Below are 22,322 nucleotides of genomic sequence, written 5' to 3' on the forward strand. Positions count from 1 at the left end.
TTGTCAATTACTATCTTTTCAAAAAATTCAATCAAAGATTACAGCAGATAAACCGGAAGCTCGTCTTTAATTCCTACTGGCTGGTTGTTGTCCGGCTCATCTTTCTTTGGGGTGAGGAATTTGGCCTGGAGTTCGTCGGCGTTTCCTCCGCTGATCACGTTCTGGGCTACAGTTCCTGTTGTTTCTGCTGCAGCTGTTTTCTTTGCTGCGGTTTTACGTGCTGTTGTTTTTCTGGTAGTGGTTTTCTTTGCTGTTGTTTTTGTTGCGGCTGCTTTCTTTGCTGTGGTCTTCTTTGCAGGAGCTTTGGCTGCTGTTTTCTTTGCTGTAGTTTTTTCTGCCGCTTTTTCAGCTGTTTCAGCTTTTACCTCTGACGGCTTCTCTGCTGCTTTAACCTCAGCCTCTTTTACCTCTGTTTTTGTTTCTGTTTTGGATGCTTTTTCTGCATTTACTGCTCTTGCGATGCTTGCTTTACCTACTGACACGATTCATTACCTCCTCTGCCAATGCTATGTACTCTTTTGCGCTGCGGCTGCTTTTTTTGAACTCCACAACTGGTTCACTGCTGTCCTGGGACCATTCGATGGAGCTGTCTACACGGATAAAAGATTCGAAAAGATAGATTCCTTCCATTTCTTTCAGTGTTTCCATAGTCTGTTTGAAATAATTCTTTCTGGCATCTGCCTTGGTTACTACGATTCCCAAAACCTTTAAATCCGGAGCGATCTCCCTGACTTCATTGAGGAAATCAAACATATTTGCAAGACCAAACATACCCCACGGACTTGCCTCTACCGGAACAAGAACATAATCGGATGCACATAAAATATTCATCACCCAGCCGCCAAGAGTAGGCGGTGCATCAATGAGAATGTAATCGTACACTCCGGAATCTTTAACCTTCTGCAGACATTTCCGCAGGATAAACTCTCTCTGCCATTTTGTAAAAAGCTCATATTCCACGGAGCTCATCAGCGTAGACGACGGAACCAGATCCAGATTCTCATACTTCGTATGCACGATAAAATCGCTGAGATCCGACTGATGACCGATAGCATAGTAGAGATTCTTTTCCCCTGCTGCCATCTCAAGCACTTCTTCCTCCGAAAAAAAAGAAAGGGAAAGATTCAGCTGCATATCACCGTCTACCATCAGTACCTTCTTACCCATGCCGGCCAGTGCCGCTCCCACATTGGAACAGCTGGTGGACTTTCCGCTGCCGCCCTTATTATTTGCAAAACAGATCGTTACTGTATTTCCCATTACAGCCTCCCGACAACATAATTTCGTATTTTCTGTCACTTGCCCTTATTATAATATAACGTTCTCCTAAAAACAAGCACATCCCCCATAAAACCACGAAAACCGACAAAATAACCTCACATAAAACAACAGTATATACACCCAAAAACAGCAGGTTCCGGATCACTCCGAAAACCTGCTGTCCTGATTCGCTGACTATTATTATTTTACGATAAAAGATTTTCTCTTGCTGACAACATCGAAGATAACCGCTGCCAGAAGAACCATACCTTTAACAACCTTCTGGATATTCTGGTCAATACCCATGATACTCATGCCAAGATTCAGAACACCCATCAGAAGTGCACCAATGATAACACCAGGAACTGTACCGGTACCACCATAAGCAGAAGCACCACCAATAAGTCAATCACAGTCCTTCTCCTGTATGTTTTTCCTTACTGCTCGAATCTGCCCTTCATCTTCACTTCCTGCTCCCACACAGCGACCTTGCCGCGGGCAAACAGGCTGTTGATGTTGAGATTCTCATCCAGTACCAGAAGGTCTGCGTCTGCGCCTTCCGCTACACAGCCCTTGATTCCTTCTTTGCCAAGGAGTACGGCCGGAGTGCTGGTCAGAAGCTGTAAGGCATCCTCCAGCGGCATGCCCTCTCTTACCAGGATCTGGATGGTACGGTGCAGATACTTCGGGGACGCGTAGGTCAGGCCAATGCACTCGCCCTCTTCGTTGAAGCGCGGCTGGCTTCCGAACGCGTCACTGGACATGGTTACATGATCCAGGCTCACATCTTCGCGGTGCAACAGCTCATAGAGCTTCAGAGCATCGGATTCGACCTCCACATCATCGGCGCCGGCGGTGCAGTCAATGTAGCCGCCACGGCGCACCAGATCCGCGCCGGCATCAATCAGTCCAGGATTGCGTAAGATGTGGGTCGGCAGCAGGTTCTTGGCTGGAACGTCGGAATGATCCAGCACATAGAAAATCGGATCCAGTCTTCCCTCTCCGTCACCCATGTGCATGGTTACCAGGCCAGGGGTATTGCTGAGTAAGCCGGCTCTGCGCGCTGCAGTAGCCAGCGCGATCAGCTCTTCTCCGCCTGGGTTGGAGCTTCTGTGGTCCGATACCGCTACCTTCACACCGATCATCGGTGGAACCAGGATGATATCGCGCTCTACACTTCCGGTCAGGGTGGTCGGCGGGTAACCATAGGAACTGGTCAGAATGTACACGGTCATGCCCTCTTCGGTCAGGGCGCGAGCTTTTGCGACCAGATTTTCCACACTGCGGGTTACGCCATCGGTTCCCAGAAGTCCGACTACCGTGGTAATACCATTTTTGAAGAATTCACTGAGCTGGGATTCCGGTACACGGGATGCCGGCCCCTGCTCTCCGCCGCCGCCTGTGATATGCACGTGCATGTCAATGTAAGCCGGAACAACGGTCTTTCCCTCCAGATCATAGGTTTCCACTCCCGGAAGTCCCTCATATCCCTCAATAGTATCCTGCATCAGAAGGATTTTTTCCCCCTCAATAAGGATATCTTTCTTTCCCAGTTTCTCCGGTGCGTACACATTCGCGTTTTTCAGTAACTTGATCATAATGTCAATTCTCCTGTCTCTTTCTTTTCCGCTTTTCTATTTCAAAGCTTCTGTCAGTCTGTCTCAAAGGTGCCTTTTACCAGTGCTTTTCCATACTCCACCATTTTCTGTCCACGGACAAATACCGTATCTACCAGAAATTCCTCATCCAGGATCACAAGATCCGCGTCGCTGCCCGGACGGATGCAGCCCTTTTTCGGGAATAATCCGTTGGCTCTGGCCGGGTTCTCCCCGCAGATGCGGATGGCTTTTTCCACCGGAACCCCTGCCTTTACAGCATCACGCACTTCCTCATGCAGGGAAGAAAGCCGTGTAACCAGAAGCTTTGCGCCGCCCCCGCCAATCACATGAACATGCTGGTCCACATAACCAGGAATTACCATTTTTCCATCTGCAGAAACAACTTCCACCGGAGCAGAAAGTTCCGGTGGATCGATGTGTTCTGCCACAGAAAATACTTTTTCATCTACGATCAGGATATCACGGATTCCTTTTGGATCCGGATCATACAGATTCGCGTTTTTAATCAAAAGCACTCTGGACATCGTATTTAGTTCTCCTTTTTCTTCTCATCATCGAGCTTGGCAATACCAAATCCGGTAAAGCCCCAGATGATTGCAAAAATCCAGCCGGTGTAGCACAGGATTGCCCATGGAAGGTAATCCAAAGTCTCTACGCCAAGGGTGGAAGCCATGTAAGCACCTGCTGCGGACCACGGGATCAGCGGTACAACTACGGTACCGGCATCCTCAAGGGTTCTGGACAGGTTCTTTGCCGCAAGCCCGCGCTCTTTGTAAGCGTCACGGAACATCTCGCCCGGAATCAGAATGGCAAGGTAAGAGTTACCGGTGGTCAGTGCCATGGTAATGCAGGCTGCAACGGTTGCGGTGATCAGCGCACCGGTACTCTTTGCCACGCTTAAGATCTTCTGGAGTACCACATCCAGACAGCCAGCCCGGCTCATGATACCTGCGAAGCAGAATGCGCAGAATACCAGAAGTGTGGTGCTCATAATGCCGTTCATACCGCCGCGGTTTAACAGCTTGGTTACGGCCTCGGAACAGGTCTCGGTGTCAAATCCTGCACGGTGGATCATGGATACATCAAAACCGTTTACGGTTGCCTTTAACACATCTCCTAACGCTACGTGCTGAATGAAGACACTCTCCAAGCCTGCTACAAAAGTAGAAAGAAGCATAACCGGAATGGTTGGCTTCTGAAGCAGGGAGCCGCCCAGCACGATCACTACCGGAATGATGATCAGCAGGTTCCAGCTGTACATGGAAGAAAGCTGGCTTAATAAAGTAGTAACGGTGTCAGAAGTAATATCTGCGCTTACATCTGCGTTCATACCAACAATGGCATATACCACCAGGGAAACGATGGTTGCTGGGACAGTGGTGTAGAACATATGTCCGATATGCTCATACAGTGTGCTGCCTGCCGCGATCGGAGCCAGGTTTGTGGTATCGGACAGCGGAGACATCTTGTCACCAAAGTAGGAACCTGCGATGCAGGCGCCTGCAGTAGCCGGAAGGGATACGCCAAGGGCGCTTGCGATTCCCATCAGGGCAACACCCATGGTTGCAACGGAACCCCAGGAGGTACCGGTAACAACCGAAACCACTGCCTCGATCAGGAACGCGGTAACCAGCATGAATTTCGGGTTTACGATCTGGACGCCGTAATAAATCATCATCGGAATGGTACCGGATGCCATCCAGGTACCAACCATAGCGCCAACACATACAAGAATCAGGATGGCAGGCATGCCCTTTGCGATCTTGGTGCAGATCTCATCCATCATCTCATCCCAGGTAATGCCTACACGGAACGCGATAAATGCTGCGATTGCAGCTACCATGATCAGAAGCGGCTCTGTGCTGTAGCCGAATACGCCTTTTCCGATGGTAAGGATCAGGAGCATTGCGACGATCGGTGTGATCGATTCCGCAAAAGTGGGCAGACGTTTGGCCCGTTCTTTCTTTTCTTTCATTTGTAGTTTCTCCTTTTAGCCTCCTTCGTGACAGTTTCACATTTTATCACGGCAGAGTATTAAGATTTGGACTTATTATATCAGAAAAGATAACGGGCAACAACTAAAACTTTATATTTTTTTATTTTCTTGTTACACGGGAGTTTGACACATTGAAATTCAAAAAAGTACCGCAAAGCCTTGAAACAGGCTTATTTTTTTGTCAAATTTTTATTTTTATTATATAGTAATATTTAGTGATATGTACTATAACAGTGGAAGCGGTAATTATTGTGCGTATAACAACATCAAAATCAAAAAATTCCGAGTCCTTTTATATCACTCAGTCCTATACAAATCCGGTTATTAAACCGCGCTTTGAAAGGAACTTATACTACAGAACAATTGCTCCATATTTTAAAAGACATAAAATTTGCAGATGTAGAAGAACAGGGTTTCATGCCGGTATATGAACGTCAGAAAATCACTGACGATCTCCACGAAACCTGTGGATTCAGAACAGACTATCAATTCATAACAAAACGGAAAATGAAAGGAATTCAGAAAAAAAGTAAGCGGAGATAAAACATTACTATGTTTCGTGTATGCAGATAAAAGTGCCACACCCCTTGTATTTGAAGGGCACTGAAAAACTTCCATTTCTTCTTAAGTGGAAGTTTTTCTTTTATATTATTTTCAAATCTTTACTTAGGAAAATCATAAAAAGCTATGGTTTACTCCATAGCCAGCTCATCTAATCTTACTATTCGTTTTACATTTGCTGTAAATGCCGTAAAATACATTTGCAGATGCATAGCAAATAAACCTCTCGAATCTGCTTTACGCAAACCGTGAGCTTCCTTTAGTTCTCCATTCTTTTCTTCTATCCTGTGCCGAATCTTCATTCGCTCCTGAAAATATTCGCTTTCTTCAAATTTAAGCCTTTCAAGATTTTTCTCGCTTGCTTGCGTGATACTGTAGCTTCTTGTTTTAGCGTTTGATCTTCCTACACGGCATTTTTCTCTTTGGGGACATTTCCGACACGTTACTTTGCTAAATATATATCTTAAATAAGTATTCCCATTTTTTGCCGTTCTTTTTTCTACACGCGTGGAAAGCTCTCCGGCAGGACACTGCAGCATCCCAGCATCTTTATTAAAGCAGAAACCTTCCTCAAGGTTCCCGTTTGCTGCAGCAGCTACTGCTGTATTGGTTCTGGCAATCAATGTAATCTCTTTTCCGCAGACTTCCAGATTGTCATCACTGACATATGCCATATCGCCTATAACTTCTGTAACTTTTATTCCATTTTCCTTCGCGTTTTCTATCAGTTTTGGTAATTCCTGCCCATCTGGTGCTCCTCCATCTGTTACAGTGATCCCCGCAATGAGACGTTCTTCAGTCATCGCAAGATGATTCTTATATCCATAGAACGTACTGGTTGCCGTTTTATGTCCAAACCGTGCATCTTTATCATCTTTGGATCGGATCTCTTTGAGCCGCTCATCTTCTAGTAGTTCTTTCATTTCATGAGAAAGTTTCTGTATCTTTTTATTTCCACAGGATTTTATTCCTTCCTCCAGAACCTGGAGTAGTTCCCTAGTATAGGCAATTTCTTCATCCAGTCCTGCTTCCAAAGAGGGTTTCTCAGGAAATCGCTCTGATAATTCAAAAGCTGTTTTATAAACCTCTTTCCGAAGTTGTTTGCTCATATCCCGCAGAATCTGCGTTGGAGATTTTGCCCAGACAGAAGCAATTGTATGGGTGGAATCAACGATAATGGTTCCCGATTTGATCAGATTTTTATCCAAAGCCTGTTGAATGGTTTCTTTTAACATTTCTTCCAGAATATCTTCTGTAATACGAGTTTTTCTGAATTTTGTGAGAAGACTGGGATCTATCATTTTTGCTTCTGGTTCCAGGTCAAGGAAAAATTTATATGCCATGTCCGTCTGGGCGCTGCTAATCAGGGCTTCGTCAGAAAGATCGTACAGTTTTTTCAGGAAAAGCAGTTTAAACATCATTTCTGGTTCCTTTGCCGGGCGACCGAAATTTTCACAAAAAAGCCCAATTCTTTTTTAGAATCAGACTTTTTCAGTGCCCTTTTAAATATGGTTTTGATTTGGTTTTGTAGCATAAAAAAATCTCCTTGTAGTTGTATTTGCATCGTGCAGATGCTTCTTTAACTACAAGGGCCGCTCTCACTACTTCTAAAAACCAATCAGTAGTGAGAGCGGCCGCACATTTGAGTTGAAGTGTCAACCCCTATTTAGGGAAAAACTAAAAAAGAGGTTAGACCTCATGTATAAGATCTAACCTTGAAAATTAACTAAATGACATTGACCAGTGAACAGTAACAAAATAACCTTACATAAAACAACAGTATATACACCCAAAAACAGCAGGTTCCGGATCACTCCGAAAACCTGCTGTCCTGATTCGCTGACTATTATTATTTTACGATAAAAGATTTTCTCTTGCTGACAACATCGAAGATAACCGCTGCCAGAAGAACCATACCTTTAACAACCTTCTGGATATTCTGGTCAATACCCATGATACTCATACCAAGATTCAGAACACCCATCAGAAGTGCACCAATGATAACACCAGGAACTGTACCGGTACCACCATAAGCAGAAGCACCACCAATAAAACAAGCACCGATCGCATCCATCTCAAAGTTTGTACCAGCCTGCGGGTTGGAAGAATTCAATCTGGCCATTGTCACCATACCTGCGATAGCAGCCAGAAGACCCATGTTCAAGTAAGCAAGGAAATAAACTTTGTTCGTATCAATACCGGAAAGCTTTGTTGCCTTCTCATTACCACCAACTGCGTAGAAATAACGGCCTGTTGTAGTCTTGGAAGCAATGTATGTATAGATCGCGATGATCACTGCAACCCAGAGAAGAGAATTCGGGATACCTTTGTACTGAGCAAGTCTGAACATGAATGCAAGAACAACTACACAGATCAGAACCATCTTCACTGCAACACCACCGAAAGACTCAACACTGTAGCCTTTTTTTGCACGGTCTGCACGGTTTTTCATAACAAGTGCAACATAGACGATGCAGACAATAATGCCAACTACGAAACATGTTCTGTTAAATCCTTCACCTCCACCAAGGAAGTCCGGAATATAGTTATTGAACAGAGCCAGATAAGCATCCGGCATCGGGGCCAGGGTCTGTCCTTCCAGAACTACGTTGGAAAGGCCACGAAAAGCAAGCATACCTGCCAGAGTAACAATAAATGGAGGAATTCGTACATAAGCGATCCAGAATCCCTGCCATGCACCAATGGCAATACCCACAAGAAGCATCACGATCATAGTGAGATACGGGTTCATACTGTTGAGAACCATCATCTTACCACCGACAGCAGCAACAAAGCATACAACAGAACCAACTGACAGATCGATGTTACCACCTGTTAAAATACAGAACAGCATACCGGTTGCAAGAATAAATACATATGCATTCTGGGCTACCAGGTTATTTACATTCTGCGGAAGAAGCATAACGCCCTTTGTGTTCACAGAAAACATGATCACAACAAATACCAGAACAATGACCATGGTATATTTTTTTAATATTTCTGAAAAACTAATCTTTTTCTCCATCTTCTTACTCTCCTTTACCTGACTTCACGATCCTGGACATGATCAGCTCAGATGTAGCTTCCTCACCACTTACCTCTCCTACGAATCTGCCCTCGTTCATGATATAGATTCTGTCTGACATTCCAAGCACTTCCGGAAGCTCAGAAGAGATCATGATCACAGATTTTCCTGCTGCGACCAGGTCATTGATGATACAGTAGATTTCATATTTGGCTCCTACGTCAATACCTCTTGTAGGTTCATCCAAGATCAGAATATCCGGCTCTGCAAACATCCATTTTGCAAGAAGGACCTTCTGCTGATTACCACCGCTCAGGTTTCCGACATTCTGCTCAACTGTCGGACACTTGGTTTTCAGTTTCTTCCTGTATTCCTCAGCAACTGCGTATTCTTTATCCGTATCGATCACTTTTCCATTACTGATACCAGACATGTTTGCAAGCGTAGTGTTCATCTTTATGGACTTGGAAAGGATCAGCCCGTTTCCTTTTCGATCCTCTGTAACATAAGCAAGCTTGTTGTCGATGGCTTCCTGAACTGTATTCAGCTTCACTTCTTTTCCGTTCATGAACACCTGTCCAGAAATTTTAGTTCCATAGCTCTTGCCAAAAATACTCATAGCCAGTTCTGTACGTCCTGCTCCCATCAGTCCTGAAATACCGACAACCTCTCCTTTATGTACTTTAAAGGATACGTTATTTACCACCTTACGTTCTGTATACAGCGGATGATAAACATTCCAGTTTTTAATCTCCATGGAAACATCGCCGATCTTTACATTTGGACGTTTCGGGAACCGATCTGTCATCTCACGTCCAACCATTCCCTGAATGATCCTCTGCTCAGAAAAATCGTCTTTCTTTTTATCCAGTGTTTCAATGGTAGATCCATCTCGGATAACTGTGATCTTATCTGCTACATAGGAGATTTCATTTAATTTATGGGAAATGATGATAGAGGTCATTCCCTGCTTCTTGAATTTCAGAAGAAGATCCAGAAGAGCTTTGGAGTCATCTTCATTCAGTGATGCGGTAGGCTCATCCAGAATGAGCAGCTTTGCATTCTTTGCAAGTGCCTTTGCGATCTCAACCAACTGCTGCTTACCTACACCAATATCCTTGATCAAAGTTCTGGAGGATTCCTCCAGTCCTACTATTTTCAAATATTTATCTGCTTCTCCATAAGTTTCATTCCAGTTGATGGAAAAGCTTTTGCCTCTTTCATTACCCAGATACATGTTCTCCCCGATGGTCATGTACGGGATCAGAGCAAGTTCCTGGTGGATGATTACAATTCCTTTATGTTCACTGTCTTTGATAGTGTTAAACTTACAGATCTCACCATCATAAATAATATTTCCTTCATACGAACCGTACGGATAAATACCACTTAATACATTCATCAATGTAGATTTACCGGCACCGTTTTCACCTACCAGTGCGTGGATCTCGCCTTCCTCGACCTGGAGATTAACATTATCCAGTGCCTTTACACCTGGGAAAGTTTTGGTGATATTTTTCATTTCCAGAAGTATCTTAGCCAACTCAATTTCCCTCCCTTTCCACTGTTCATGCAGGCGGTTATATTCCCCGCCTGCATGTGATAAATTTCTTTCTTAAAAATTCTGATTATTTGATCTGATCCTCTGTGTAGTATCCGGAGTCGATCAGGATCTCTTTGTAGTTATCTGTTGTAACAACAACCGGATCGCAAAGATATGTCGGGATGACACCGGTTCCGTTATCATAGGATTTTGTATCGTTCACTTCCGGCTCCTCACCTTTCATGATGGAGTCAACCATTTTTACTACTGCAGATGCAAGAGCTCTTGTATCTTTGAATACAGACATTGCCTGTTTTCCGGCTACAAGGTTCTTAACGTTTGGTGTGTCACAGTCCTGACCAGTAATGATCGGATATTCTCCTGTGTAGGAAGCTGCCAGTGCATTCTCAACACCAAGGGCTGTGGAATCGTTGGAGCAGAGAACTGCGTCAAGGTTTGTTCCGTCAGAGTAGTTACCTGCGATGATAGTATCCATTCTATCCTGTGCTTTTGCACTGTCCCAGTTAGCTGTAGCAACCTGCTCGAACTCTGTCTGACCGGATTTTACTACCAGCTTACCGTCATCGATGTATTTCTGGAGAACATCCATTGCACCACCGAAGAAGAAGTTACAGTTGTTATCGCCAGGATCTCCTGTGAACAGCTCAATATTGAATGGTCCGTCCTGATTGTCAAGATCCAGTGCATCTACCAGGTACTCGCCCTGTTTCTGACCTACTTTGTAGTTATCAAATGTTGCATAATAGGTTACTGCATCGGAATTCATAAGAAGACGGTCATAAGAGATAACCGGAATTCCTTTTTCTTTGGCCTGTTTCAGAGGCTCGCCAAGGCTGCTTCCATCGATGGATGCCACAACCAGAAGGTCACATCCGTTTGCTACCTGGTTCTCAAGCTGGGAAACCTGTGTGCTTACATCATTGGATGCATACTGAAGGTCTACCTCATATCCTGCTGCCTCCAGCTCTTTCTTCATGTTATCGCCATCCTGGTTCCATCTCTGGAGATCCTTGGTCGGCATGGTAACACCGATCAGTTTCTTGTCTGCTGCCTGTGCTGTTGCTGCCGGAACTACCACCATACCAGCTACCATTGTTGCGCAAAGAAGTGCAGATACCATTTTTCTTTTCATTGTAAAATCCTCCGTTTCATTATTTGTTTTTGGAATCACGTTTCCTTTGATGATGTTACTATAACACAGGACTGTCTGGACATAGTTGGCAAGGACAGAGACATTTTTTTGCAAAAGAAAAATGCCCTGCATCAGGCAAGACATTTTTGCACCAAAAATCTGCTATTGATTTTTGTCATAATTGTGTATTATTGCGCATATGGATACACTGCCACATTACTTGCAGAATTTCACTGCCACATATATGCCGGTATGCAATCTGTTCTGCATTACTCTGTATCGTAATCTATATTGAGATATACTTCATCTCGTCTGTGGAAACCGCCGTCAATGATCACCTCATCAATATTATCCCTTGTAACGGCAACCGGTTCCAGCACCTTCGCCGGGATATCATAGCTTCCATCGCTCATGGTATCTGTCACATCTGACGGAATCTTTCCCTCTTCTGCCATCTTCACCGCATATTCAGCTGCCTGGCGTGCCAGATCTTCGATAGATTTAAATGCTGTCATGTACTGGGTTCCTTCCACAATACGCTGACATGCAGCCAGATCACCATCCTGGCCTACCACGATCACCTGTCCGGCAAGCTGGTTTTCCGCAAGAATCTGTATCACCTGGCTGGCAATATCATCATTTCCGCACATGATTCCCTTTACATCAGGATACTCTTCCAGTGCTTCCTCCACATAATCTGCTGCCAGCTCTGCGATCCAGCCCTCACAGTTGGCTTCGTAAACTACCTTCAGATCACTGTTTTTCAGAGTGTCTTCAAATCCCTCTTTTACCATGTCCACATTGTTATCTGAAGCAGAGCCCTGGATCATAAAAATCTTTCCGCCATCAGGGATCGCTTCCATCATGGACTGTGCCATGATCTCTCCGACTTTCCGGTTATCAAAGGAAATATACATGTCTGTATCCGCATCATTTACCATGCGGTCATAGGAGATCACCCTGATTCCTGCATTGTGGGCACGCTCCACAGCCTCAGATAATGCTTTGCAGTCTCTGGCAATGATCACGATCACGTCCATATGCTTCTTGATAAAATAGTCAATCTGGCTGATCTGCTCTTTTGTATCTGCTCCCGCATCCTGAACATTCACTTCCGCTCCCAGCTCCCTTGCTGTTGCCACGAATACATCCCTGTCACGAATCCACCTCTCAATAACAAAAGAATCCACTGTAAGACCGATCTGAATTTTCTTTTCACCACTGTCTTCCTCTGTATCGTTTTCCTGTGCAGCTGTCTGCTTTGTTTTTTCGGAAGCGCAGCCATTCAGCATCAATGTCAACAGACACAGCAAGATCAACAGCTTTCTGATCATTTTCCCCCCGCTCATATTGTCTACCTCAACCTCTCTCTGAATTCACTTGGTGTCACGCCTTCGTATTTTTTGAATATCCTGCTGAAATAATTTGGGTCGCTGTATCCGGATTCCGCACAGATCTCCTTGATGGAAAGCCCTGAATCCTTGAGAAGTTCTCTTGCATTCCGAAGCCGCACTTCTGTAAGATACTCGATAAAATTTCCTCCGGTCTCCTGCTTAAAAAGCTTGCTGAAATAATAAGGGCTGATATCCACCTCCCGTGACACCTCATCCAGTGAAATATCTTTTTTGTAATTGTCCCGAATATAGGACTTTGCTTTTTCGATAATAGAAACCGCTTCTTTTTCCCTTGCACTTTCCATGTTACTGCAGATTTCTGATGTTTTGCCCAGGAACCATTTTTTCATTCCTTCTATATCTGTATATTCCTGGATCTCATGAATATAATTTCTGCGGCAGCTGATCGCATATTTCACGGTACCTGCAAAAAAGGCCTTTTTTTCCACCCCCATCGCAAGCTCCAGGATCTTGATGCGCATGTCCTCCAGATCTACTCCCGGCTGCTTCTCCATCCACCGGATAAATTCCTCGGCACAGCTTAAAGCTCCTGCCACATCCTTATCCATCACCCGCTTTTCATAGCGACGTTCCAGATCTCTTGGATATTCGCCGTCATATTTCTGTGCAGCCGGAACATCCTCAATATGTATCACATGGCTGGTGCTTTCCCGAAGTGCGATCATGGCCTCCTTGAAGGATTCTTTCATGGTGCTTCCCATCTCCTTCACCCGGCCGATACCACAGCGAAATTTACTGTCGATCCTGCTTTCCAGCTTATGTACCATGTTTCTGGTTCTTGTTACAACCTCCACACGTTCCTCATAGGACTCCCTGGAATTACGGTATGGAACAAGCAGTACAATACGGTTTCCCATAATGGGTCCTACCAGACATTCAAAAAATCCCTGAGCAATTTCCCGGAATGTGGAATAAAATTTGTTTGCCTTCACACTGGCCCCCACCGCATTGGTAAGAACGCCATTTTCCGTGGAATCCCCAAATTCAGCCACGATCATATATCCATATTCTTCCCGGATATCCAGAAGCTCCCTGTAATTATCCTGATATGTCTGAAAATCATCCTGCAGAAGAATATTATTGATATATCCGCTTTCGATCATGGGTACAACTGTCTCCAGCTTTTCACGGATACGGAGATCATCGCTTCGCTTCTGTCTTGTGGAATCTACCTTTTCCATAGCTTTGGAGCATATTTCCAGAATCACCTTTTTGTTTACCGGCTTGGTAAGAAATTCCATAACTCCAAGATTTACCGCTTCCCTGGCATAATTAAATTTATCATAGGCTGTAATGATCACAAAGACCACAGATCTGTTAAATTTCTGAATTTCCCGGATTGCCTGGATTCCACTTAAGCCCGGCATCTGAATGTCCATAAAGCAGATATCCGGCGGATATTTCTCCGCCTCCTCCACAACCACACGGCCTGTCTTGGCTGTATGGATCTCACATTCATTTCCATAGTTGGAACTTATAATATTTTTCAGGGATTCCAGCATGATCCCCTCATCATCAGCAATCAGGATTCTGTACATTTTTTTCGCTCCTCTCCAGAGGAATATTAATCACTACCTCTGTTCCCATTCCTTCACCTTCACTGTATATTTCCATTAATCCGTCCCGCTCATAATACAGTTCCAGACGGCTGATCACATTATTCATTCCGATTCCCGTGGAATCACCCTCGCCTGAACTGCTGTGGACTTTTTTTGACAGTACTCTTTGTATCTGTTCTCCGGTCATGCCCAGTCCGTTATCCCGAACACTGATCTCAATATGGTCGTTCCATTTCTCCACACTGAGATCAATATGTCCTTCCCAATCTATATTCCGGATTCCATGATTGACTGCGTTTTCCACAACCGGCTGCAGGATCATACTGGGAACACGTACATTTTCCACATCACATTCCACTTTTTTTGAAAAATGGATGTCCCCGGCAAACCGTACATTCAGAATATAAATGTAATTATCCACAGCCTCCAGTTCTTCCTCCAGTGTGGCATCTTCCTCACCCTTCTTTACATTGTAGCGAAAAAAATCTGCCATCTTTTCCACAAAGATACTGGTTTTTTCTGCATCCTCCATCATTGCAAGCTGTACTCCTGCATTCAGGGAATTAAAAAGGAAATGCGGATTGATCTGAGACTGGAGATACTTAAGCTGTGCCTCCTTGAGATGTGTTTCCATCAAAAGCTCCCTCTCTATCATCTGCTGTTCTTTTTCCATGCTGGCCTTTGTCCTGGCAATGTAAAGACCAAGATTATCCACCATGGTATTAAAGGCTCTTGTTACCGTTCCAAGCTCATCCCTGGAATCTGCTGGGGGCATCTTTACATTAAAATTCCCCTGACCTACCAGCTGTGCAGTTTCTGCCATATTAGTCAGCGGCAGGAACATCTCCCTTGTTGCCATGATCAGAAGGAACATTCCACAGATCACCACCAGAAGCATGATCATCATATTACTGATCTCCAGATATCTCATAACCGCCCGGAGAGCTGCATAAGTCTGGGAATTTTCTTTAAAAAGCTGCTTGTTCAGCTCATCCATAGAACTCTGGATATAACTGTAAAGCTCCAGACTTTCATCATATTCCTGCTTATATTTCTCCACATTCCTGCCTCTCTTGGCAGCTACAGTTCCTGCGGTACAGTAAAGATATGATTCCGACATCTTACGTATCTTCTTCTCCAGAAGTTTTACGGAATCATCAATATTCCGTTCATTTAACTTCTCCAGCTCCTGCCTGTATTTCGCCTCATTCTGATAATAATCCATCAGTGCCTGAGAGTTTTTTACCTTCAGATACTGGTACATACTGTCCTGCACATCGTCAAAAACCTGCCCAAGCTCTGTGATCTGGGCATTGCTGGCATACACATCATCCATCTCCTGCATGGAGTTGTTGATCCGCGCATAAAACAGCATGTTGATGCTGAACAGTAAAACTGCCAGCACGCCAACCTCGATCATGATCTTGCTTACAAGAGAAAAGTCACTCCAACGGATCTTTTTCATCTGTGACTGCCTCCCTCCTCATCTTCTTCACTGCTGTTCTGTCAAGAAAATTAATGTCTACGTTGTAGAAAGAATTGGTTCTTCCATCTTCTATATAGCTGGTAACTGCCTCCACACTGTACTGTCCCAGCTGGGTCGTGTCCACATCACAGGTAACTGAAATAACACCTTTTTCAACTGCCGCCAGAATATCCTCAGATGTATAATAACCAATGATCTTCACTTTTCCTGCAAGGTTGAAATCCAGAATTGCCTGTCTTGCACACTCCGTTGTCTCCTCATCCATACACACAAGGATATCCGGAACATTCCGCTTCTGCTGAAAAATATCAGTAACTGCCTCCTCTGTTTCAAAGGTTCCTGTTGACAGAAGATTCCTTCCCTTGATCTCAATATCCTCAGAACCAGCTGCCATCTTCACCGCATTGCTGATCTGAGTGTATATCTGACTTTCGTTCATATCATCAATGTCCCGTTTCTGCAGGATCAGGATCTTCTTCGTGTTCTCATCCACGTATTTGGCAACAATTTCCCCGTAAGCCATGCCAAGCTGATAATCGCTGACTCCCACAAAGCTCTGGCGGCGGCTGTGCACCGCATCACTCATGACTGTAACCACCGGTATTCCGTTTCTTACTGCAGTATTGATCGCTTCTTCCAGACCGGCTTCTCCATTATACTGCAGGATAATACCATCCGCCTTGGCCGCAATGCTCATATTCATATAATCAAGTTTATCATAGGATGTTTCTCTGTCCGGCCCCATGATCTCAATCAGTACATTATTGGGAGCTGCTTTTTTCTTCGCACTGTCATATACTGCCTGCCAGAACTGGGAATCGGGGCTGTCCACGATCATGTCGTACTGGTATTTATATATTTTCTCTTCCTGTTTATCCAACCCTGCTTTTTCACTGATTCCTCTGTAATAGGATTCTCCTGTCACATAAGTAAGTACTATCACGGCAGCAAAGATCAGCAGGATGCAAACTGATTTTTTCTTCATAGTACGCTCCGTTCTGTTCCACAAAATATTCCAGGCTCAGTTTATCATAATCTCACAGAAAAGTCACTGTTTAACATGGATTTTCTGTGCACTTTCATGTTATATTAATAACTATAACCTTGCCAAAGGAGGCCGCAAGACATGACAAACGCAACCAAGCTTGCCCTGGAAGAATCCCTGAAACATCTGCTTCTTAAGAAGCCTTTAGATAAGATCACCATCAACGACCTGACTACGGACTGCGGGATCAGCCGCATGACTTTTTACTATCATTTCAAAGATATCTATGATCTTGTGGAGTGGTGCTGTCTGGAAGATGCCAGAATTGCCCTTCAGGGCAAAAAAACCTCTTCCACCTGGCATGAAGGGCTTCTGCAGATCTCTGATGCCGTGATGGAAAACAAGCCGTTTATCTTAAATGTATACCGCTGTGTGGGACGGGAACAGATCGAGAATTATCTGTTCCAGCTTACCTGCGATCTTCTTATGGGCGTGGTAACAGAAAAATCAAAAGATATCCCCATCACGGATGAACAGAAAATTTTTATCGCAGATCTGTATAAATACAGCTTTGTAGGGATCATGCTGGACTGGATCAAAAACGGCATGCGCGAAGATTATCGCGAAATCGCAGATGATACCGCAACCGCACTGTACGGAAGCATCGACAACGCCATCCGCAATTTTGCCGCCAGAAACAAAACAGCAGAAATGCATACAGAATAAAAACTTATCAAAACAGACATAATGATAAAAAACTGAACACTTTCGGTATTTTGTAAATAGAATCTTTTTTCCGGATGGGCTATCATAGCCTCAACAGCAACAAAGAACAGTTAATCCGATACAAACAGGTATCTCATTTACGAAAGGTGGATGTCATATGTCAGATAAAAAAGGATTCATGGGACTTGCAGCACTTGCGGCAGCCGGAGCCGGCGCAGCCATGCTGATGAAAAAAACAAGAGAGATCAACGAAGAGGAAACCCTCCATGTGAAAGAAACTACTGCAAACTACCGCAACACCGAGCGTGGAAAGCATGACAAAAACAGCAAAGGGATTTATTATTCCAACGGTAACTACGAAGCCTTTGCCCGTCCGGAAAAACCGGAAGGTGTGGACGACAAGCATGCCTACATTGTAGGAAGCGGTCTTGCTTCCCTGGCTGCTGCATGCTTCCTGGTAAGAGACGCACAGATGCCAGGTGATCATATCCACATCCTGGAAGCCATGGATATTGCCGGCGGTGCCTGCGATGGAATCTTTGATCCGTCCAGAGGCTATATCATGCGTGGCGGTCGTGAGATGGAAAACCATTTCGAGTGCCTGTGGGATCTTTTCCGCAGTATTCCTTCTCTTGAAAAACCGGGTGCTTCTGTTCTGGACGAATTCTACTGGCTGAACAAGCACGACCCGAACTATTCTCTCTGCCGTGCAACCGTCAACCGTGGACAGGATGCACATACCGACGGAAAATTTAACCTGAGCCAGAAGGGCTGCATGGAGATCATGAAGCTGTTTATGACAAAGGATGAGGATCTTTACGATAAAACCATCGAAGATGTATTTGATGATGAAGTGTTTGATTCCACCTTCTGGCTGTACTGGAGGACCATGTTCGCATTTGAAAACTGGCACAGTGCTCTGGAGATGAAGCTTTACTTCCAGCGTTTTATCCACCACATTGCAGGTCTTCCGGATTTCAGCGCCCTGAAATTCACCAAGTACAACCAGTACGAATCCCTGATCCTTCCCATGAAAAAATATCTGGAGGATGCAGGTGTTGACTTCCAGTTTAATACTGAGGTCACAAACGTGATCTTTAATTTTAAAGATGGTAAAAAGATCGCCACTGCTATCGAATGCAAGGTAAAAGATGTGGAGCAGGGCATCCTTCTTACAGAAAATGATTATGTTTTCGTCACTAACGGAAGCTGTACAGAGGGCACGATCTACGGCGACCAGAACCATGCACCAAACGGTGATGCAGAGGTCCGTACCAGTGGTGTATGGTCTCTGTGGAAAAATATCGCAGCTCAGGATCCTTCCTTCGGACATCCGGAAAAGTTCTGCTCAGACATTTCCAGAACAAACTGGGAATCCGCTACTGTCACCACTTTGGATGACCGTATTATCCCTTATATCACCAATATCTGCCAGCGTGACCCACGTACCGGCAAGGTTGTTACCGGTGGTATCGTAAGCTGCCAGGATTCCAAATGGCTCTTAAGCTGGACCATCAACCGTCAGGGACAGTTCAGGGAACAGGATCCGAAGAAGGTCTGTGTATGGGTTTACGGATTGTTCACAGATGTTCCCGGTGATTATATCAAGAAGCCGATGAAGGATTGTACCGGTAAGGAAATTACCGCCGAATGGCTGTACCACCTGGGTGTTCCGGTAGATCAGATCGACGATATGGCAGAAAACAGCGCTGTCTGCGTTCCGACCATGATGCCGTACATCACCGCCTTCTTCATGCCGCGTACCAAAGGTGACCGCCCGGATGTTATCCCGGATGGCTGTGTAAACTTTGCATTCCTGGGCCAGTTTGCGGAAACTCCTCGTGATACCGTATTCACAACAGAATATTCCGTACGTACTGCAATGGAGGCTGTATACGGACTTTTCGGTGTAGACCGTGGGGTTCCGGAAGTATGGGGAAGCGTTTACGATATCCGTGAGCTTCTGGACAGCAGTGTGAAGCTGATGGACGGAAAATCCCCGCTGGAGATCCAGCTGCCAGGGCCGCTGAATGCACTGAAGAAACCACTTCTGAATGTTGTGAAGGGTACTGTGGTTGAGAAAGTACTGCGGGATCATGATGTGCTGAAGGATTATATGTAAGATATACAGCCTGCCAGACAAATATTCTCAATCCGAAAATTAAGATTTGAACACAGTAACGGAGCCTCCGGTTCTATTCGTGCAGCAATCCCCCGGAAATACTTCTCGCGCGGTATTTCCGGGGGATTATTTTATTTTCTGATACTTATTTTCCCAGTGTTTCATTCATACTTCCGGAACGGAAGCCCTGAAGATCCAGAGTCACGTAAGAAAATCCCAATGTACGGAATTTCTCTGTGATCTTTGTTCTTATTTCATTATCTGCAATTTTCAGGATCTCTTCTTCCGGAACCTCGATCCTTGCCATGGTACCGTGGATGCGAACACGGAACTGATGGAATCCCAGATCCATCAGAAACTGCTCGGCCTGATCTACCATGTGAAGCTTCTCCTCGGTAATGGTCTCACCGTATACAAATCTGGAAGCAAGACAGGCAAAAGATGGCTTGTTCCAGGTTGGAAGATTCATGTCTTTTGATAGCTCCCGGATCTCTTCTTTATAGAGGCCTGCTTCCTGGAGCGGACTGCGGACTCCAAGCTCCTGGATAGCCCTTTTTCCCGGACGGTAGTCGCCCAGATCATCCATGTTGGAACCTTCCACGATCATGTTCATATGGCGCGCCTTTGCAGCTTCCCAAAGTCTGGTAAAGATGGCTTTTTTGCAGATATAGCAGCGGTCCGGCGGATTCTGACGGAACCCCGGGATGTCGAATTCGTTGATCTTGCATATCTCCTGGCAAATGTGATTTTCCTGGCAGAAATCTTGCGTTTCTTTCAGTTCTCTGTCGGTGAAAGAGCATGGACATGCGGTAATGGCCATAGCTTTGTCACCAAGTGTTTCCTGTGCAGCTTTCAGCAAAAATGTGGAGTCCACTCCACCGGAAAAAGCTACGGCTACACTTCCAAGGGAACGGAGGATTTCCTGGAGTTTTCTGTATTTTTTTTCAAGTGTGATGTTATCTGTTGCTGGCATATGTTCTGTCACCTCGTAATTTGTAAAATCTTATTTTTGCCGGATCCGAATCTGTAATTTTCAGATCTGTTCTTATTGACATGCTCTTGCAATGCTATGTGTGTATTCTTTATTGTAAACGATACCTTTTTGCCATACAAGTATTTTTCTACCTGACAGATGTACTATGAAATTTATTAGTATCCTCTCTGTTTCCAAATATAATAAGACCGGAAATACAGCATATGCCATACTTCCAGTCTTTCTTTTTACAGTTATTACATTTCGATCACATCAAGATCATCCGGAACAAACAGATTTCCGTGATAATACTCTCTGCCTTCTGCTCCGTAAAGCTCTTTACGTTTCTTAATGTTCTTATCCTCTGTGTGATACAGGACAAGATTCTTAACTCCAAGGTTCTCAGCCAGCTCACTGGCATCCTTAACTGTGGAGTGATGCTTCTCATATGGATTGAAGATATCACGCTGTCCATACAGACAGAATGCTTCGTGGAACATCCAGTCGCTGCCTTTTGCGTATTTCTCTTCACATTCATTGTATGGCTCGTCTCCGCAGCAGGTAAGCACCTTACCGCCGTCGTAGATCATCTGGAAACCGAACTGTTTCGCCTTGGTGGAACCGATATCAAAGAAGGTCACTTTCTTATTAAGAATTGTTTTTTTCTCGCCGTCTTTTACCTCGATCAGATGAAGTCTGTCACCGATGTACTGTGTCTCCTTCTTATTCAGAAGCTTAAATGCCATGTCTTTGAGAAGTCCGATCACTTCATCATGAGCATAGATGTTTGCCTCGCCCTGATAAGTGCCTTTTTTCATGTTCTGGCAAATGATGCGGATCACCCACACGATCCCCATGATATGGTCTACGTGCTTATGTGTAACAAAGATCTCATGAACATCCATCAGATCAACGCCAGCCTTCTTCAGCTGGGAAAGCACCGTATTTCCGCCGCCTCCGTCAACCAGAAAATGGCCGTACTCATCGCTGAGCACAAAACATGTATTGTAGCACTCTGTTACCAGTGCGTTACCTGTTCCAAGCATGGTTAATTTCATTCTGTTCTCCTCCTGTATAGCCCTGGTCATCAAACATTCAGCCACCCACCATTCTGCTCTCTGACACTCTGACCGGCTGTCTCTGGTCATATTACAGACACATATACAACCGTTTAATTTTTTTTCTTATTTTTTCTGTGTTTTTCGTGTCCAATGATAACATTATGAAGAAATATTTTCAATAAGATCCATTCATTTTCATAGCAGAAAAATCCATCCACAAATCTTCATATATTTCTGTTTTCACAGAATCCAGTCCGGTGCTCCCTTGCATCCTCTGTCATCCAGTTTATCTGCATCGCAGATAACAGAAATATATAATATATGGATCCTGTACAAAAACAGGAGCAGTCACATGGCGTACCATGTCTGCTCCTGTTTTATATTTTTGTTATTCCAGCATCTCTATCTCTGTCTCAAAATACTGCTCCTGAAACTGAACCTGTTCCATGATCTCCTGTGCTGTCATAGTCATATCTTCCGGCACTGCCACCCATTTGTCTTCCACATCATTGAGACGATGGATGATGGCAATCACTTTTCCTGTAAATTCTTTTACCGGGTGATCGATACACAAAACATAGACGTCCTGTTCCTCTCCGTCCGGAGCGATGATTCCTTCGATGTAACCGTAATTTACCGGGTAAAAAAGCTCTTTGTGTTCCGGATGATAACTGTTCATTGGGCGGTCGATCATGATATGCACAAGCTGGCCCGGAGTCGGTTTCTTATTCTCATAAACCATCTGCTTCATTTATATTCCTCTTTAAGCACATACAAGAAATTAACGGATTTTTCTATTATGCCAGTAAATCGAAGATTTTTATTTCAATCCATTCTT

Annotated in this window: 17 protein-coding genes and 3 pseudogenes; 3 read left to right on the forward strand and 17 right to left on the reverse strand. The window is 44.5% G+C overall.

Going from position 1 to position 22,322, the window contains the following annotated elements; translation table 11 throughout:
• Positions 1 to 38: 38 nt before the first annotated feature.
• The 6 genes and pseudogenes from EAI83_RS17155 to nhaC form a co-directional block, all read right to left on the reverse strand.
• On the reverse strand, positions 39 to 482 hold the full coding sequence (locus EAI83_RS17155) for a hypothetical protein (RefSeq protein ID WP_021650455.1): 444 nt from the start codon (positions 480 to 482) through the stop codon (positions 39 to 41).
• Positions 469 to 1,260, reverse strand: coding sequence for a ParA family protein (locus tag EAI83_RS03065; RefSeq protein WP_015526030.1), 792 nt, complete (start codon positions 1,258 to 1,260; stop codon positions 469 to 471). The genes EAI83_RS17155 and EAI83_RS03065 overlap by 14 nt, the downstream gene beginning before the upstream one ends.
• A 201-nt stretch (positions 1,261 to 1,461) precedes the next feature.
• Positions 1,462 to 1,662 (reverse strand): annotated as a pseudogene (locus EAI83_RS03070) (sugar ABC transporter permease); the annotation flags it as partial.
• Positions 1,663 to 1,697: 35 nt separating this feature from the next.
• The gene (gene iadA / locus EAI83_RS03075) at positions 1,698 to 2,858 is read right to left on the reverse strand and encodes a beta-aspartyl-peptidase (protein WP_129974592.1); all 1,161 of its coding nucleotides are present in this window, start codon (positions 2,856 to 2,858) and stop codon (positions 1,698 to 1,700) included.
• A 53-nt stretch (positions 2,859 to 2,911) separates the two neighbouring features.
• Positions 2,912 to 3,403, reverse strand: coding sequence for an amidohydrolase family protein (locus EAI83_RS03080; RefSeq protein ID WP_015526032.1), 492 nt, complete (start codon positions 3,401 to 3,403; stop codon positions 2,912 to 2,914).
• Positions 3,404 to 3,408: 5 nt separating this feature from the next.
• On the reverse strand, positions 3,409 to 4,854 hold the full coding sequence (gene nhaC / locus EAI83_RS03085) for a Na+/H+ antiporter NhaC (RefSeq protein ID WP_015526033.1): 1,446 nt from the start codon (positions 4,852 to 4,854) through the stop codon (positions 3,409 to 3,411).
• Positions 4,855 to 5,190: 336 nt separating this feature from the next.
• Between nhaC and EAI83_RS17990 the strand changes: the two are divergent.
• A pseudogene (locus tag EAI83_RS17990) lies at positions 5,191 to 5,418 on the forward strand (IS1634 family transposase); the annotation flags it as partial.
• Positions 5,419 to 5,567: 149 nt separating this feature from the next.
• On the opposite strand, the pseudogene EAI83_RS03095 reads toward EAI83_RS17990, so the two are convergent.
• From EAI83_RS03095 to EAI83_RS03130, 8 genes and pseudogenes are all read right to left on the reverse strand, one after another.
• A pseudogene (locus EAI83_RS03095) lies at positions 5,568 to 6,896 on the reverse strand (IS1182 family transposase); the annotation flags it as partial.
• Between the two features lie 389 nt (positions 6,897 to 7,285).
• On the reverse strand, positions 7,286 to 8,461 hold the full coding sequence (gene mmsB, locus EAI83_RS03100) for a multiple monosaccharide ABC transporter permease (protein WP_092070224.1): 1,176 nt from the start codon (positions 8,459 to 8,461) through the stop codon (positions 7,286 to 7,288).
• A 4-nt stretch (positions 8,462 to 8,465) separates the two neighbouring features.
• Positions 8,466 to 10,004 carry a multiple monosaccharide ABC transporter ATP-binding protein gene (mmsA, locus tag EAI83_RS03105; protein ID WP_044960730.1) on the reverse strand — a complete coding sequence of 513 codons (1,539 nt, stop codon included), beginning with the start codon at positions 10,002 to 10,004 and terminating at the stop codon, positions 8,466 to 8,468.
• A gap of 85 nt (positions 10,005 to 10,089) precedes the next feature.
• Complete coding sequence (gene chvE / locus EAI83_RS03110) at positions 10,090 to 11,118, reverse strand: multiple monosaccharide ABC transporter substrate-binding protein (RefSeq protein WP_227588556.1); 1,029 nt, start codon at positions 11,116 to 11,118, stop codon at positions 10,090 to 10,092.
• A 308-nt stretch (positions 11,119 to 11,426) separates the two neighbouring features.
• The gene (locus EAI83_RS03115) at positions 11,427 to 12,491 is read right to left on the reverse strand and encodes a sugar ABC transporter substrate-binding protein (protein ID WP_044960739.1); all 1,065 of its coding nucleotides are present in this window, start codon (positions 12,489 to 12,491) and stop codon (positions 11,427 to 11,429) included.
• A gap of 20 nt (positions 12,492 to 12,511) precedes the next feature.
• Entirely contained in the window at positions 12,512 to 14,110 is a 1,599-nt protein-coding gene (locus EAI83_RS03120) for a response regulator transcription factor (RefSeq protein ID WP_129974593.1), read from the reverse strand.
• Positions 14,088 to 15,596, reverse strand: a complete 1,509-nt coding sequence (locus EAI83_RS03125; RefSeq protein ID WP_092070233.1) for a sensor histidine kinase — start codon at positions 15,594 to 15,596, stop codon at positions 14,088 to 14,090. Before EAI83_RS03125 ends, EAI83_RS03120 begins: the two co-directional genes overlap by 23 nt.
• Positions 15,574 to 16,602: a sugar ABC transporter substrate-binding protein gene (locus EAI83_RS03130; RefSeq protein WP_022426664.1), complete on the reverse strand. Its 1,029-nt coding sequence runs from the start codon at positions 16,600 to 16,602 to the stop codon at positions 15,574 to 15,576. Before EAI83_RS03130 ends, EAI83_RS03125 begins: the two co-directional genes overlap by 23 nt.
• Positions 16,603 to 16,743: 141 nt before the next feature.
• Here EAI83_RS03130 and EAI83_RS03135 point away from each other — a divergent pair, with 141 nt between their 5' ends.
• Entirely contained in the window at positions 16,744 to 17,328 is a 585-nt protein-coding gene (locus EAI83_RS03135) for a TetR/AcrR family transcriptional regulator (protein WP_129974594.1), read from the forward strand.
• Between the two features lie 157 nt (positions 17,329 to 17,485).
• Positions 17,486 to 19,450, forward strand: a complete 1,965-nt coding sequence (locus EAI83_RS03140; RefSeq protein ID WP_129974595.1) for an oleate hydratase — start codon at positions 17,486 to 17,488, stop codon at positions 19,448 to 19,450.
• 145 nt (positions 19,451 to 19,595) lie between these two features.
• On the opposite strand, the gene larE is transcribed toward EAI83_RS03140, so the two are convergent.
• The 3 genes from larE to EAI83_RS03160 form a co-directional block, all read right to left on the reverse strand.
• Positions 19,596 to 20,423 (reverse strand): ATP-dependent sacrificial sulfur transferase LarE, encoded by an 828-nt coding sequence (gene larE, locus EAI83_RS03145; RefSeq protein ID WP_129974596.1) that lies wholly within the window; start codon positions 20,421 to 20,423, stop codon positions 19,596 to 19,598.
• Between the two features lie 257 nt (positions 20,424 to 20,680).
• Positions 20,681 to 21,481 carry an MBL fold metallo-hydrolase gene (locus EAI83_RS03150; protein WP_129974597.1) on the reverse strand — a complete coding sequence of 267 codons (801 nt, stop codon included), beginning with the start codon at positions 21,479 to 21,481 and terminating at the stop codon, positions 20,681 to 20,683.
• 391 nt (positions 21,482 to 21,872) lie between these two features.
• A complete protein-coding gene (locus EAI83_RS03160) occupies positions 21,873 to 22,235 on the reverse strand; it encodes an inorganic diphosphatase (protein ID WP_243113437.1) in 363 nt (120 codons plus the stop codon).
• Positions 22,236 to 22,322 lie beyond the last annotated feature (87 nt).

It is taken from the genome of Blautia sp. aa_0143 (assembly GCF_004167315.1).
GTDB classification, from domain to species: domain Bacteria; phylum Bacillota; class Clostridia; order Lachnospirales; family Lachnospiraceae; genus Blautia_A; species Blautia_A fusiformis.

Coding starts and splice junctions, on each gene's coding strand:
- EAI83_RS03065 (WP_015526030.1), bottom strand. CDS start 1,260: ATGGGAAATACAGTAACGATCTGTTTTGCAAATAATAAGGGCGGCAGC.
- iadA (WP_129974592.1), bottom strand. CDS start 2,858: ATGATCAAGTTACTGAAAAACGCGAATGTGTACGCACCGGAGAAACTG.
- EAI83_RS03080 (WP_015526032.1), bottom strand. CDS start 3,403: ATGTCCAGAGTGCTTTTGATTAAAAACGCGAATCTGTATGATCCGGAT.
- nhaC (WP_015526033.1), bottom strand. CDS start 4,854: ATGAAAGAAAAGAAAGAACGGGCCAAACGTCTGCCCACTTTTGCGGAA.
- mmsB (WP_092070224.1), bottom strand. CDS start 8,461: ATGGAGAAAAAGATTAGTTTTTCAGAAATATTAAAAAAATATACCATG.
- chvE (WP_227588556.1), bottom strand. CDS start 11,118: ATGGTAGCTGGTATGGTGGTAGTTCCGGCAGCAACAGCACAGGCAGCA.
- EAI83_RS03115 (WP_044960739.1), bottom strand. CDS start 12,491: ATGATCAGAAAGCTGTTGATCTTGCTGTGTCTGTTGACATTGATGCTG.
- EAI83_RS03120 (WP_129974593.1), bottom strand. CDS start 14,110: ATGTACAGAATCCTGATTGCTGATGATGAGGGGATCATGCTGGAATCC.
- EAI83_RS03125 (WP_092070233.1), bottom strand. CDS start 15,596: ATGAAAAAGATCCGTTGGAGTGACTTTTCTCTTGTAAGCAAGATCATG.
- EAI83_RS03130 (WP_022426664.1), bottom strand. CDS start 16,602: ATGAAGAAAAAATCAGTTTGCATCCTGCTGATCTTTGCTGCCGTGATA.
- EAI83_RS03135 (WP_129974594.1), top strand. CDS start 16,744: ATGACAAACGCAACCAAGCTTGCCCTGGAAGAATCCCTGAAACATCTG.
- EAI83_RS03140 (WP_129974595.1), top strand. CDS start 17,486: ATGTCAGATAAAAAAGGATTCATGGGACTTGCAGCACTTGCGGCAGCC.
- larE (WP_129974596.1), bottom strand. CDS start 20,423: ATGCCAGCAACAGATAACATCACACTTGAAAAAAAATACAGAAAACTC.
- EAI83_RS03150 (WP_129974597.1), bottom strand. CDS start 21,481: ATGAAATTAACCATGCTTGGAACAGGTAACGCACTGGTAACAGAGTGC.
- EAI83_RS03160 (WP_243113437.1), bottom strand. CDS start 22,235: ATGAAGCAGATGGTTTATGAGAATAAGAAACCGACTCCGGGCCAGCTT.